The organism is Nocardiopsis mangrovi, assembly GCF_042653925.1.
GTDB classification, from domain to species: Bacteria; Actinomycetota; Actinomycetes; order Streptosporangiales; family Streptosporangiaceae; genus Nocardiopsis_B; species Nocardiopsis_B mangrovi.
In genome coordinates this window covers 94,855-108,233 of the sequence record NZ_JBHSFQ010000004.1, presented here as the reverse complement: position 1 = coordinate 108,233, position 13,379 = coordinate 94,855, and the positions used below count along the sequence as shown (strand labels likewise).

Below are 13,379 nucleotides of genomic sequence, written 5' to 3'. Positions count from 1 at the left end.
GTTGACGAGTACAGCGCTGACCCCGTTTTCGCGCCGTTCATCTCCCCGAGGCGCCCTGAGCGCGGAGGACCGGGCCCGACATGAGGAGTGGATTTGATCGCGCTGACGCTCGATCGGATCGCTGAGATCACCCAATCCCGAATAGGCCCCTCGGCGCGCCCCGAGTCCGTTGTGACCGGCCCCGTCGTGATCGACTCGCGGCAGGTACGCCCGGGCGCCCTGTTCGTGGCACTGGGTGGCGAGCGGGTCGACGGACACGACTTCGCCGACGCCGCAATCGCGGGCGGCGCCACCGCCGTCCTGGGATCCCGGCCGGTCGCGGCGCCCCAACTGCTGGTCGACGGCGGCGACGACGACGTCGTGGCCGCGCTGGCCCGGCTGGCCCGCAACGTCGCCGGACGCCTGACCGAAGCCGACATCGTCGGCGTCACCGGGTCCTCGGGCAAGACCTCGACCAAGGACCTGCTCGCACAGGTGCTCGGCCGCCTCGGCCCCACGATCGCGCCCGTCGGCTCGTTCAACAACGAGATCGGCCACCCGCTGACCGTGCTGCGCGCCGACCAGGACACGCGCTTCATCGTCCTGGAGGTCGCCGCGCGCGGGATCGGGCACATCGCCCACCTGTGCGAGATCGCCCCGCCGCGCATCGGCGTCGTGCTCAACGTCGGCAGCGCCCACATGGGCGAGTTCGGCAGCCGCGCCAACATCGCCACGGCGAAGGGCGAACTCGTCGAGGCGCTGCCCGCGGCGGCCGACGGCGGGGTCGCGGTGCTCAACGCCGACGACGACGCCGTGATCGGCATGGCGGAGCGCACCCGCGCCCGCGTCGTCTCCTACGGCCTGTCCGAGGGAGCCGACGTCCGCGCCCGCGACATCGCCTCCGACTCCGCCGGCCGCGCGCGCTTCACCCTGGAGATCGGCGGCCGCACCGCCCCCGTCCGGCTCGCGCTGGTCGGCGTGCACCAGGTGCACAACGCGCTCGCCGTCGCCGCGGTCGCCGCCGAACACGGCATGGACGCCGACGCCATCGCCGCCGCCCTGGCCGCGGCCGGGCCGGTCAGCCGGTGGCGGATGGAGGTCACCGAGCTGGACGGCGGCGTCACCATCGTCAACGACGCCTACAACGCCAACCCCGAGTCGATGGCCGCCGCGCTGCGCACCCTGGCGGTGCTCGCCGAGCAGCGGCGCGCCATCGCCGTCCTGGGGCACATGGCCGAGCTGGGCGACGGCGCCCGGGCCGAGCACGAGGCCATGGGCCGCCTCGCCGCCGAGACCGGCGTCGCCGCGCTGGTCGTCGTCGGCGAGGAGGCCGCGCCCATGGCCGACGGCGCCCGCGGGGTGGCCGGCTGGCAAGGGGAGATCGTGCGGGTCGCCGGCGTCGCCGACGCCGCCGCCGCGGTGCGCGAGCGGCTGCGGTCCAAAGACGTCGTCATCGTGAAGGGATCACGCGTGGCCGGGCTGGAACACGTCGCCGAGCGGCTCGTCTCCGGGGAGGACGCCAAGTGACCGGCATCCTCGCAGCGGCGGGCCTGTCGCTCATCGTCTCGCTGCTGACCATGCCGCTGGTGATCCGGATCCTCTACCGGTTCAAGTTCGGCCAGGAGGTCCGCGACGACGGCCCCGAGGGCCACAAGACCAAGCAGGGCACGCCCACCATGGGCGGCATCATCATCATCCTCGGCGCGATCATCGGCTACTTCGGATCGCACCTGATCCTGATGACCCGGCCCACCGTGTCGGGCCTGCTGGTGATGTTCCTGTTCGTCGGCATGGGGTGCGTCGGGTTCCTCGACGACTTCATCAAGATCTACAAGCGCCGCAGCCTCGGCCTGCGCAGCGGCGCCAAGATGCTCGGCCAGACCATCGTCGGCGTCGGCTTCGCCGTGGGCGTCACCCAGTTCCCCAACGGCTACGGCTACACCCCGGCGTCGCCCCAGCTGTCGTTCCTGCGCGACTTCGGGCCCCCGCTGATGCTCGGCGTGTTCGTCATCTGGGCGCTGTTCCTCATCGTCGGGTTCTCCAACGCCGTCAACCTCACCGACGGCCTCGACGGCCTCGCCACCGGCGCCACCATCCTCTCCCTGGTCGCCTACGTCATCATCGGCAACTGGCAGCTGCGGCAGAGCTGCGTGGCCTACCTGTCGCCGAGCTGCTACCCGGTCCGCGACCCGCTCGACCTGGCGGTCGTCGCCGCCGCGGCGCTGGGCGGCTGCATCGGGTTCCTCTGGTACAACGCCCCGCCCGCCAAGATCTTCATGGGCGACACCGGCTCCCTCGCCCTGGGCGGCCTCATCGTCGGCCTGGCCATCACCACGCGCACCCAGCTGCTGCTGCTCGTCATCGGCGGCCTGTTCGTGCTCATCACCATGTCGGTCATGATCCAGATCACCTCGTTCCGGCTGACCGGCAAACGCGTGTTCCGCATGGCTCCGCTGCAACACCACTTCGAACTCAAGGGCTGGGCCGAGACCACCATCGTCATCCGGTTCTGGATCATCCAGGGCCTGCTGGTGGGCATCGGCATCGGCCTCTTCTACCTGGAATGGATGCCGAGGTAGCGGTGAGCGACACCGAACCCGCCCAGGACTTCGCCGCCGGGCTGAAGGACCTCGCCGTGTGCGTCGCCGGCCTGGGCGTCTCCGGCCCCCCGGTCGCCCGCGCCCTCCTGCACCGGGGCGCGCGGGTCACCGTCGTGGACGGCCGCGACGACGACACCACCCGGCGCACCGCCGACACCCTGCGCGCCGAAGGCGCCGAGGTCGTCCTCGGCGCCCACGGCCTGCCGCCCGGCACCGGGCTGGTCGTCACCTCCCCGGGGTGGCGGCCCGACGCGCCCGTCCTGGTGGCGGCGGCGCGCGCCGGGATCGAGGTCATCGGCGACGTCGAACTCGCCTGGCGGCTCGCCCCGGCCGGCCAGACCTGGCTGGGCATCACCGGCACGAACGGCAAGACGACCACGGTGCGGATGCTCGAGGCGATGCTGCGCGCCGACGGCCGCGACGCCGTCGCGGTCGGCAACGTCGGCACCCCCATCATCGAGGCGGCGCTGCCCGGCCCCGACGGCCGCCACCCCGACGTGCTCGCCGTGGAGCTGTCCAGCTTCCAGCTGCACTGGTCGTCGTCGCTGCGCCCGCACGCCGCCGCGGTGCTGAACCTGGCCCCCGACCACCTCGACTGGCACGGCGGCACCGAGCCCTACGCCGCGGCCAAGGGCCGCGTCTTCGGCCCCGGCACGGTGCGCGTGGCCAACGCCGCCGACCCCTGGTCGGTGCGCCTGGCCACCGAGTACGGCGACCCCGGTACCCCGCTGATCAGGTTCTCCCTGGGCACGCCGCACCCCGGCGAGCTGGGGGTCGTGGAGGACCTGCTCGTGGACCGGGCGTTCACCGGCGACCCCGGCACGGCCGAGGAGCTGGCGGCGCTGGGCGACGTCCGCCCGCCCGCTCCGCACAACGTCGCCAACGCGCTGGCCGCGGCCGCGCTCGCCCGGTCGGTGGGCGTCGCCCCGGAATCGGTGCGTGCCGGGCTCCGGGCGTTCGCCCCCGAGCCCCACCGCATCGCCGGCGTCGCCACCGTCGCCGGGGTCGACTACATCGACGACTCCAAGGCCACCAACCCGCACGCCGCCGCCGCGTCCCTGGCCGCCTACCCCGCCATCGTGTGGATCGCCGGCGGCCTGCTCAAAGGCGCCGAGGTCGACGACCTCGTGCGCGAGGCGGCCCCGCGGCTGCGGGGCGTGGTGCTCTTGGGGCGCGACCGCGCCCGGCTGCGCACCGCCCTCGCGGCCCACGCCCCGGACGTGCCCGTCACCGACATCGAGGAGACCGGCGACACCGCCATGGACCTCGCGGTCACCGCTGCCGCGGGCCTCGCCGGCCCGGGCGACACCGTCCTGCTGGCCCCCGCGGCGGCGTCGATGGACATGTTCGAGAACTACACCGTGCGCGGCCGGCGCTTCGCGGAGGCGGTAGCCAGGCTCTGACCGCACGCCCGGCCTCCGGGACGCCGCCCGGGCGGCGCCGACCCGCCCGTACCCCGTTGCGGGGGCCGATCCGGCCCCCGCACGTGGATCCGGTGCCAGAAAGAACCACAACACGCGCAATATGTCCGAGGCTCAGCGCACGATTGCCGCCAGACTTGTTCGACGCTGGGGTAACCGGGGCGTGTGCGGAGGCGGGCAATGGCGGTGTCGACATCGATTCCCTCGGCCACCCGTGCAGGTGGCCGCCGGGAGGCGCGCGGGCGCGACCGCGCCCGGACGCGGCTGCGTGAGCTCCCGCTGGCGCTCAACCGCCCCCTGACCTCCTACTACCTGATCTTCGGCAGCAGCTCCCTGCTCATCGCGCTCGGCCTGACCATGGTGCTGTCGTCGTCCATGGTGGACTCCTACACCGAGACCGGGTCGGCGTTCTCGCTGTTCCAGAAGCAGATCGCCGCCGCGGCGGTGGGGCTCCCGCTGATGGTGCTCGCCTCCCACATGCCGGTCAAGGTGTTCCGCATGGTCGGCTACCCGGCCATGCTCGTCTCGGTCGCGCTGCTGCTCATCACCGTGTTCCGCGGCGTGGAGTACTACGGGGCGGTCCGCTGGCTGGAGATCGGCGGGCTCACCGTCCAGGCATCGGAGCCGGCCAAGATCGCGTTCGCGCTGTGGGGCGCCAACGTGCTCGCCCGCAGGGAGGAGCTCAAGCAGCTTGTCGAATGGCGGCAGTTGCTGATCCCGCTGCTGCCCGGCTGCGGCACGCTCGTCGTCCTCGTCCTGCTCGGCACCGACCTGGGCACCACCTTCGTCCTGCTGGTGACGTTCCTGGCGCTGCTGTGGGTGGTCGGCGCACCCGGCAAGCTGTTCCTCGGGATGATCGGGCTGGTCGTCTCGCTGGCGGGCATCATGATCGCGGTGGAGCCGTTCCGCATGGCGCGGATCACCTCCTTCCTCAACCCCGAGTCCGACCCCAGCGGGTCGGGCTTCCAGCTCCTGCACGGGCTCTACGCGCTGGGCACCGGCGGGCTGTTCGGAGTCGGCATCGGCGGCAGCCGCGAGAAGTGGGGATTCCTGCCCCACCCTGAGAGCGACTTCATCTTCGCGATCATCGGCGAGGAACTCGGCCTCATCGGCACCCTCCTCGTCGTCGGCCTCTTCGGCGTGCTCGGTTACGCTGGACTACGCGTCGCCGCACGGGCGAAGGACCCCTTTGTCCGGCTGGCCGCCACGTCGGTCACCGCCTGGATCGTCGTCCAGGCACTGGTCAACATCGGCACGGTCATCGGCGTCCTGCCGATCACCGGGATCCCGCTTCCCCTGGTGTCGGCGGGCGGATCGTCGCTGATCCCGACCATGCTCGGGCTGGGCATCCTGCTCGCGCTCGCCAAGAACGAGCCCGACGCCCGCAAGGCCCTGGCCGCGCGCGGTCCGAGCCGGGTGCAAAAAGCTCTAAGCTGGCTTGGCCTGGACAGCACGGACACCGGTGAGGCCAAGCGGCCCGGGACCACGGCGCAGGCAAGGAACGGTTCGCGACCGACCCCGGTCCAAGCGAGGAGGAATCGGCGACGATGAGGGTAGCCCTCGCCGGAGGTGGCACGGCCGGGCATATCGAGCCCGCGCTCTCCCTGGCCGACGCGCTCAGGCGCATCGACCCTACGACCCGGATCGTGTGTCTGGGCACCGAGCGGGGATTGGAGACCCGCCTGGTCCCCATGCGCGGCTACGAGCTGGGCGAGATCCCGGCCGTCCCCCTGCCCCGCAAGCTCACCCCCCAGCTTCTGACCGTCCCGGGGAAGCTCGCCAACGCCATCAGCGCCGCGGGCGACCACCTCGACCGCATCGAGGCCGACGTCCTGGTCGGCTTCGGCGGCTATGTGGCCACCCCCGGCTACCTCGCCGCACGCCGGCGCCGCATCCCGATCATCGTGCACGAGGCCAACCCGCTGCCCGGCCTGGCCAACCGGCTCGGCGCGCGGCTCACCCCGCACGTCTTCACCGGCCACCCCCACACCGAGATCCGCAACGGCCGCTACGTGGGCATCCCGCTGCGCGAGCAGATCTCGACCCTGGACCGGCTGGCCATCGGCGACAAGGCGCGCGCCCACTTCGGGCTGCGCCCCGAACTGCCCACCCTGCTGATCTTCGGCGGCTCCCAGGGCGCCCAGGTCGTCAACCAGGCCGCCTACGACTCCGCCGACCACTTCCGCTACGCGGGCGTGCAGGTCCTGCACGTGGTCGGCCCCAAGAACGCCTCGGGGCCCGAGGACCGCACCCGCGACGGCGTGCCCTACGTCGTGGTGCCCTACGTCGACCGCATGGACCTCGCCTACGCCGCCGCCGACGTCGCCATGTGCCGCTCCGGCGCCATGACCTGCGCCGAACTGACCGCGGTCGGCCTGCCCGGCGCCTTCGTGCCGCTGCCCCACGGCAACGGCGAACAGCGCCTCAACGCCGAGCCCATCGTCGAGGCCGGCGGCGGCCTGCTGGTCAACAACTCCGACCTCACACCGCGGTGGATCAGCGAGCAGCTCATCCCGCTGCTCACCGACACCGACCGGGTCGTGGCGATGTCCGAGGCCGCCGGCCGCCTGGGCCGGCGCGACGCCGACATGGAGCTGGCGCGCGAGGTGGTCGCCATCGCCCGCGGCGACCGCCCCACCGAGGACCTGCCCCTCGACGACGAGAACGACGACTACGCCGACGACGGCAGGGACCTCCGATGAGCCTCGTCGCCCAGGCCGAGCCGGTCCCCGTCGGCAAGCTCGGCCGCGTCCACTTCGTCGGCATGGGCGGCGTCGGCATGTCCGGCATCGCCCGCGTCCTGCTCCAGCGCGGCACCGAGGTCTCCGGCAGCGACGCCAAGGACGGCCCGCTGCTGCGCGAACTCGCCCGGCTCGGCGCAGACGTCCACATCGGCCACGCCGCCGCCAACGTCGGAACCGCCGACACCCTCGTCGTCTCCTCCGCCGTGCGCGACGACAACCCCGAACTCGCCGAAGCCCGCGAGCGCGGGCTGCGCATCCTGCCCCGGGCCGCCGCCCTCGGCGCGCTGCTGCTCGACCGGCGCGGCGTGGCCGTCGCCGGAACCCACGGCAAGACCACCACCACCTCGATGCTCACGGTCGTGCTCCAGCACGTGGGCGCCGACCCCGGCTACGTCATCGGCGGCAAGCTCGTCACCACCGGCCTGGGCGCCGACGCCGGAACCGGCGAGACCATGGTGGTCGAAGCCGACGAGAGCGACGGCTCCTTCCTGATGCTGTCGCCCGCCGTCGCCGTCGTCACCAACGTCGAAGCCGACCACCTCGACAACTACGGCGGGCTGGACGAGATCCACGCCAACTTCGCCGCCTTCGTCGACCGGGTCGGCAGCGCCCTGATCGCCGGCATCGACGACCCCGGCGCCCGCCGGGTCGCCGACATCGCGCGCGATCGCGGCATCCGCGTGCGGACCTACGGCGAGGCCGCCGAGGCCGACTACCGCGTCAGCGCGATCCGGGCGCGCGGATTCGCCACCGACTTCACCCTCACCACCGTCGGCGGCGACCCGCTGGAGTGCGTCCTCGCCGTCCCCGGCCTGCACAACGTGCTCAACGCCGCAGCCGCCGTGGCCGCCGCCGACGAACTCGGCCACGACCCCGAGGTCGCGGTCGAAGGGCTGGCGACCTTCACCGGTGCCGCGCGCCGCTTCGAACCCAAGGGGGAGGCCGGCGGCGTCGCCGTCTACGACAGCTACGCCCACCACCCCACCGAGATCGCCGCGGACCTGCGCGCCGCCCGCGCCGCCCTCGACTCCCGCGAGGGCGGTCCCGCCGGCGCCGCGCCCGGCCGGGTCGTGGCCGTCTTCCAGCCCCACCTGTACAGTCGCACCCGGATCTTCGCCGCGGAGTTCGCCGAGGCACTGGCCCTGGCCGACGAAGCCGTGGTGCTCCCGGTCTACGGGGCGCGCGAAGACCCCGAGCCCGGGGTGACCTCCGAGCTCATCACCGGAGCCGTCCGCCACGACCGGGTGCACGCGCCCCCGGACCGCGACTCCGCCGTCGGCCTGGCGGCCGGGCTGGCGGCGCCGGGCGACATCGTGCTCACGATGGGCGCGGGCGACGTCACCGAACTCGGCCCGCGCATCGTCGAGGCCCTGGGGACCGCGGTCCCCTAGAGCACCGGCGGCACCGGCGGGACGCGGGAGGAACAGGGGACGGACGTTGGGCACGACCAAGGGCGGCACCTCGGCGCCGCCCCCTCCCGAGGGGGCGCACCCCGAGGCCGCCGCGGCCGTGCGGCGGCGCTCGGACCCCTGGAAGGCGGCCTTCGTCATCCTGCTCATCGTCGCCCTGCTCGCCGTCGTCACCTGGGTCCTGCTGGGATCGCGGCTGCTGGTCGTGCGCGAGGTCGAGGTCACCGGCGTCGACCGGCTCACCGAGACCGAGATCGTCGACGCCGTCGCGGTACCCACCGGCACCCCGCTCGCCCGCGTCGACACCGACCGCGCCGCCGCCGACGTGCGCGGCCTGCGGCTGGTGGAGCACGCCGACGTGACCCGCGGCTGGCCGGCCACGCTGCGCGTGGACGTCACCGAGCGCACACCGCGCCTGAGCGTGCGCGTGGGCGACGGCTTCCGCCTGGTCGACCACGACGGCGTCCGCATCACCGATTCCGACACCCGCCCGGAGGAGTACCCGCTGATCAGCGTCAAAGGGGAGGTCGAAGGCAACCCGGCCATCGCCGCGGCCGCCGAGATCACCGACGTCCTGCCCGAGGAGATCCTGTCCAGGGTCGACGAGATACGCGCGGACGACCCCGGCCGGATCACCCTCGGCCTGCGCGACGGCGCCGCCATCGTCTGGGGCGACGCCGAACGCGCCGACCAGAAGCGGGACATCCTGCGGATCCTCATGGCGGAGCACCCGCCGGGCGAGGGGCGCGAATACGACGTCAGCGCGCCGGACATGGCGGTGGTCAGGTAGCCGACGCCCGCCGCGGAGAACAGGCGGCCGGACATTCCCGGCGCGACGCGCCGAGGGCGCACATCGCCTCATCACGCGACACGCCGTTAGGCTGAACACGTGGTTAGTTGCCCGTCGGCAGGCCGCGGCTTACTGTCGAGAAGCACTACCTTTGGTTGACATAAGTATGGACTCGAAGCGTTAGGGCGGTTGGGGCGGAGCACCCGGAATGCGGGAAGCCGCGCCCCGCGCCCTGATGGGACCCCCGATCGGCCCCCGGCCGGTCCCACGGATCCCAGCAAAGACAGTAGAACCGGACAGCCAGCCGGTCGGTCCGCCCACGGGGGGAGCGGCTGAGGCCGCCCGCCCGCGCAGGGCCGACGGCACGGCAGGCAGGATGCGAGCGGAAAGGCCCCTCGTCGTGGCAGCACCGCAGAATTACCTCGCGGTCATCAAAGTCGTCGGTATCGGCGGCGGCGGTGTCAACGCCGTCAATCGGATGATCGAAGAGGGACTCAAAGGCGTCGAGTTCATCGCCATCAACACCGACGCTCAGGCGCTGCTCATGAGCGATGCCGACGTCAAGCTGGACGTCGGCCGCGAACTCACCCGCGGACTCGGCGCGGGCGCCAACCCCGATGTGGGGTGCAAGGCCGCCGAGGACCACCGCGAGGAGATCGAGGAGGTCCTCAAGGGGGCCGACATGGTCTTCGTCACCGCCGGCGAGGGAGGCGGCACCGGCACCGGCGGCGCGCCCGTCGTCGCCAACATCGCCCGTTCGCTGGGCGCGCTGACCATAGGCGTCGTCACCCGCCCGTTCGGGTTCGAGGGCAAGCGGCGCGCGACGCAGGCCGAGTCCGGCATCGCGATGCTGCGCGACGAGGTCGACACCCTCATCGTGATCCCCAACGACCGGCTGCTGTCGATCTCCGATCGCCAGGTGAGCGTGTTGGACGCGTTCAAGGCCGCCGACCAGGTGCTGCTCTCCGGTGTCCAGGGCATCACCGACCTGATCACCACGCCCGGCCTGATCAACCTCGACTTCGCCGACGTGAAGTCGGTGATGTCGGGTGCCGGATCGGCCCTCATGGGGATCGGCTCCGCGCGCGGCGACGACCGCGCGGTCGCCGCCGCCGAGATGGCGATCTCCTCGCCGCTGCTGGAGGCCAGCATCGACGGCGCCCACGGCGTGCTCCTGTCCATCCAGGGCGGGTCGGACCTCGGGCTCTTCGAGATCAACGAGGCCGCTCAGCTGGTGGCCAACTCCGCCGCGCCCGACGCCAACATCATCTTCGGGGCGGTGATCGACGACGCCCTCGGCGACGAAGTGCGCGTGACCGTGATCGCCGCCGGCTTCGACGAGCCGCGCACCGAGGCGCTGAACCCGCCGCGCGCGGCGGCCGCGGCGACCCCCGAGACCCCGCGGCGCGACCCCGCCGCGGCCGCGCGGCCCGCGTCGCCCCCGGCCCCGCCGCGGCCGGAACCGGTCAGGGCGCCCGAGCCCGTCCGAGAGGAGCCCGCGGCCTGGCCCGAGGCCGCGGCCCCGGTCGAGCCGGCGCCCGCTCCCGCGCCCGTGCCGGTGGAGGACGTCGCCGAGCCCGAGCGGCCCGCGGAGCCGGAGGAGGCCGCCGAGGAGGAGCGCCCCGCGCGCGGGATCCACGCGGTCAACGACAGCGGGTACACCCAGGTCCGCCGCACCGGCACGGAGGGCTCGTTCCCCCGCTCCGGCGAGATCCCCACGCCCCGGCGCCGGGTGATCTTCGACGACCCCGACGACCTGGACGTGCCCGACTTCCTGAAGTGAGCGCGCCGGAAGCGCGGACAATGGCAGATCGCACGGTCGTACCGGCGGCGGGACATCCCGCCGCCGGTACGCTTTTTCCCAGACCCGCCCCATCGGTCCCAGGAGGAACAGCCCAGAACATGAGTGCCGTGATCGAGCTGGGGCCGGGCGTTTCCGCCGGTTTCACCCGGCGCTACGACGGCGGGGTCAGCGCCGCGCCCTTCGACACCCTCAACCTCGGCATGGGGGTCCCCGACGACCCCGATGCGGTGCGCCGCAACCGCGTGATCGCCGCCGGGCAGTTGGGCTTCGACAACGAGCGCGTCGTCTGGATGGACCAGGTCCACAGCGCCGACGTCGCCGTCGCCGAGCGCCCCGGCGTGGTCGGCAGGGTCGACGCGGTGGTGACCGGCCGGTCCGACCTCGTACTGGCCACCCTCGCCGCCGACTGCCTGCCCATCCTCGCGGCCGACGCCGGGGCCGGGGTCATCGGCGCCGCCCACTCCGGCCGCCTGGGTACGGCCGCCGGGGTGGCGGGCGTGCTGGTGGAGGCCATGGTCGGGCAGGGGGCGCGGCGCGACCGGATCAGCGTGGCGCTGGGCCCCTCCATCTGCGGCCACTGCTACGAAGTGCCTCCGGAGATGCGGGAGGAGATCGCCCGGTCGACCCCCGAGGGCGCCAGCCGCACGCGCGCCGGGACCGCGGGCATCGACATGCGCGCCGCGGTGACCGCCCAGCTGCGGTCGGCCGGAGTCGGCCGCGTCTCCGCCGACGAGCGCTGCACCCTGGAGACGCGCGACCTCTTCTCCCATCGGCGCGACGCCCGGACCGGGCGGTTCGCCGGCTACGTCTGGCGGTCCTGACCATGGCGGACGACGGCAGGGCGGAGGGGACGGCGCGGGCCGCGCAGCGGGCCGGAGCCGGCCCGGACGGGCGGGCCGGGGGGCGCGCGGCACGCATCGCGGCGAACCTCGAATCGGTGCGCGACCGGGTGGCGCGCGCCTGCGCCGCCGCCGGGCGCCCCGTCGGCGATGTGACCCTCATCGCCGTCACCAAGACCTTCCCGGCCTCCGACGTGCGGATCCTCGCGGAACTCGGCGTGCGCGACATCGGCGAGAACCGCGACCAGGAGGCCGCGCCGAAGGCCGCGGAGTCCGCCGATCTCGACCTGAGATGGCACTTCATCGGCCAGCTTCAGACGAACAAGGCCAAATCGGTGGCGCGCTACGCCGACATCGTGCACTCCGTGGACCGGCCGCGGCTCGTCCGCGAGCTGGGGCGGCGCGTGCGCGAGGAGGGCCGGCGGCTCACCTGCCTGGTGCAGGTCGACCTGGATCCAAGCGCCTCACCAGGTGTTTTGGGGCCCCGGGGCGGCGCCGACACGCGCGACGCGCTGGGGATCGCCGACGCGATCTCGGCCGAGGACGGGCTCGACCTGGGCGGGGTCATGGCGGTCGCGCCGCGCGAAGGCGATCCCGAATCGGCGTTCGCACGGCTTTATGAGGTCGCCGAGCGTGTCCGGGCTCGCTACCCTCAGGCCAGGACGGTGTCGGCGGGCATGAGCGCCGACCTCGAAGCGGCGGTCGCCCAGGGCGCGACACACCTGCGGGTGGGCACGGCGTTGCTCGATGATCGCGGCCCGATCGTGGGGTAATGTCCCCACATGGACCTTGGCGCCCATCTGTCGAGTTCGCCCGGCCCGGCGGACCTGGGCGAACACGGAGAATAGTCATCTGCGGTGCCGCACCACAGGGACGACGGAGGACAAGAGATGGCCGGCGCGATGCGCAAGATGGCGGTCTACCTCGGCCTCGTGGAGGACGACCGCTACGATCACCGCTATGCGGACGAATATGATGACTTCGACGACTTCGACGAAGGCGCCGAGGACCGGCGCGATCGGGACGCCGCCCCCCAGGGCGACCCCAGGGCCGACTCCATGACGGATGCGGACGGCCACGCTGTGTCCGCCGGCGAGCGGCGCGGTACCCCTCATGCCAGACCGGCAACCGCGGACCTCGCTCGAATCACGACACTCCATCCGCGCACGTACAACGAAGCGCGTACTATCGGAGAGCATTTCCGGGAAGGGATACCGGTGATCATGAACCTCACCGAGATGGTCGACAGCGACGCCAAGCGTCTGGTCGACTTCGCGGCGGGGCTGATCTTCGGCCTGCACGGCGACATCGAGCGGGTCACCAACAAGGTCTTCCTGCTCTCCCCGGCTAATGTTGAGGTGACCGCTGAAGACAAGGCACGTATCGCTGAGCGAGGGTTCTTCAATCAGAGTTAGAGCATCACTGATGTCCAGAGATTGGGTCGGGGAACGACCGTGAGTATCGTCTTGACCATCGTCTGGTACGCACTGCAGATCTTTCTGCTGGTGCTGATCGGACGGCTCGTCTTCGAACTCGTGCAGTCGTTCGCGAGATCGTGGCGACCGAGCGGGTTCGTCCTGGTACTGGCAGAGACGACCTATACGATCACCGACCCCCCGTTGAGGTTCCTGCGTCGGTTCATCAAGCCCGTACGTTTGGGGAGTGTGGCGCTGGACCTGAGCTTCACCGTCCTCTTCCTCGTCGTGGTGATCCTCAGCTCGATCGTGAGGAGCTCGATCCCGGTCGCCTAGAAGGTCACAGATGTCGGAAAAGATAGCCTCTGGTTCCGATAT

At 72.5% G+C, this 13,379-nt stretch carries 12 protein-coding genes; all 12 read left to right on the top strand.

Going from position 1 to position 13,379, the window contains the following annotated elements; genetic code table 11:
• The first annotated feature begins 93 nt into the window (after window positions 1–93).
• The 12 genes from ACFO4E_RS06230 (at window position 94) to ACFO4E_RS06175 (ending at window position 13,337) form a co-directional block, all read left to right on the top strand.
• On the top strand, window positions 94–1,506 hold the full coding sequence (locus ACFO4E_RS06230) for a UDP-N-acetylmuramoyl-tripeptide--D-alanyl-D-alanine ligase (RefSeq protein WP_378572065.1): 1,413 nt from the start codon (window positions 94–96) through the stop codon (window positions 1,504–1,506).
• Window positions 1,503–2,558 (top strand): phospho-N-acetylmuramoyl-pentapeptide-transferase, encoded by a 1,056-nt coding sequence (mraY, locus tag ACFO4E_RS06225; protein ID WP_378572064.1) that lies wholly within the window; start codon window positions 1,503–1,505, stop codon window positions 2,556–2,558. The genes ACFO4E_RS06230 and mraY overlap by 4 nt, the downstream gene beginning before the upstream one ends.
• 2 nt (window positions 2,559–2,560) lie before the next feature.
• The gene (gene murD, locus ACFO4E_RS06220; protein ID WP_378572063.1) at window positions 2,561–3,982 is read left to right on the top strand and encodes a UDP-N-acetylmuramoyl-L-alanine--D-glutamate ligase; all 1,422 of its coding nucleotides are present in this window, start codon (window positions 2,561–2,563) and stop codon (window positions 3,980–3,982) included.
• Window positions 3,983–4,180: 198 nt separating this feature from the next.
• Window positions 4,181–5,551, top strand: a complete 1,371-nt coding sequence (gene ftsW, locus ACFO4E_RS06215; protein WP_378572062.1) for a putative lipid II flippase FtsW — start codon at window positions 4,181–4,183, stop codon at window positions 5,549–5,551.
• The gene (gene murG / locus ACFO4E_RS06210) at window positions 5,548–6,702 is read left to right on the top strand and encodes an undecaprenyldiphospho-muramoylpentapeptide beta-N-acetylglucosaminyltransferase (protein WP_378572061.1); all 1,155 of its coding nucleotides are present in this window, start codon (window positions 5,548–5,550) and stop codon (window positions 6,700–6,702) included. Before ftsW ends, murG begins: the two co-directional genes overlap by 4 nt.
• Window positions 6,699–8,135, top strand: coding sequence for a UDP-N-acetylmuramate--L-alanine ligase (murC, locus tag ACFO4E_RS06205; RefSeq protein WP_378572060.1), 1,437 nt, complete (start codon window positions 6,699–6,701; stop codon window positions 8,133–8,135). Before murG ends, murC begins: the two co-directional genes overlap by 4 nt.
• Window positions 8,136–8,181: 46 nt before the next feature.
• Window positions 8,182–8,943 carry a cell division protein FtsQ/DivIB gene (locus ACFO4E_RS06200; protein ID WP_378572059.1) on the top strand — a complete coding sequence of 254 codons (762 nt, stop codon included), beginning with the start codon at window positions 8,182–8,184 and terminating at the stop codon, window positions 8,941–8,943.
• 400 nt (window positions 8,944–9,343) lie between these two features.
• Window positions 9,344–10,726: a cell division protein FtsZ gene (gene ftsZ, locus ACFO4E_RS06195; protein WP_378572058.1), complete on the top strand. Its 1,383-nt coding sequence runs from the start codon at window positions 9,344–9,346 to the stop codon at window positions 10,724–10,726.
• 119 nt (window positions 10,727–10,845) lie between these two features.
• Window positions 10,846–11,568, top strand: a complete 723-nt coding sequence (gene pgeF / locus ACFO4E_RS06190; RefSeq protein ID WP_378572057.1) for a peptidoglycan editing factor PgeF — start codon at window positions 10,846–10,848, stop codon at window positions 11,566–11,568.
• A gap of 2 nt (window positions 11,569–11,570) precedes the next feature.
• Window positions 11,571–12,359 (top strand): YggS family pyridoxal phosphate-dependent enzyme, encoded by a 789-nt coding sequence (locus ACFO4E_RS06185; RefSeq protein ID WP_378572056.1) that lies wholly within the window; start codon window positions 11,571–11,573, stop codon window positions 12,357–12,359.
• A 117-nt stretch (window positions 12,360–12,476) separates the two neighbouring features.
• Window positions 12,477–13,001, top strand: coding sequence for a cell division protein SepF (locus ACFO4E_RS06180; protein WP_378572055.1), 525 nt, complete (start codon window positions 12,477–12,479; stop codon window positions 12,999–13,001).
• Between the two features lie 39 nt (window positions 13,002–13,040).
• Complete coding sequence (locus ACFO4E_RS06175) at window positions 13,041–13,337, top strand: YggT family protein (protein ID WP_378572054.1); 297 nt, start codon at window positions 13,041–13,043, stop codon at window positions 13,335–13,337.
• The last annotated feature ends 42 nt before the right edge of the window (window positions 13,338–13,379 follow it).

Bases quoted from the DNA above. Each gene is read 5' to 3' on its own strand.
- pgeF (WP_378572057.1), top strand. From the start codon at position 10,846: ATGAGTGCCGTGATCGAGCTGGGGCCGGGCGTTTCCGCCGGTTTCACC.
- ACFO4E_RS06185 (WP_378572056.1), top strand. From the start codon at position 11,571: ATGGCGGACGACGGCAGGGCGGAGGGGACGGCGCGGGCCGCGCAGCGG.
- murC (WP_378572060.1), top strand. From the start codon at position 6,699: ATGAGCCTCGTCGCCCAGGCCGAGCCGGTCCCCGTCGGCAAGCTCGGC.
- ftsW (WP_378572062.1), top strand. From the start codon at position 4,181: ATGGCGGTGTCGACATCGATTCCCTCGGCCACCCGTGCAGGTGGCCGC.
- ACFO4E_RS06180 (WP_378572055.1), top strand. From the start codon at position 12,477: ATGGCCGGCGCGATGCGCAAGATGGCGGTCTACCTCGGCCTCGTGGAG.
- murG (WP_378572061.1), top strand. From the start codon at position 5,548: ATGAGGGTAGCCCTCGCCGGAGGTGGCACGGCCGGGCATATCGAGCCC.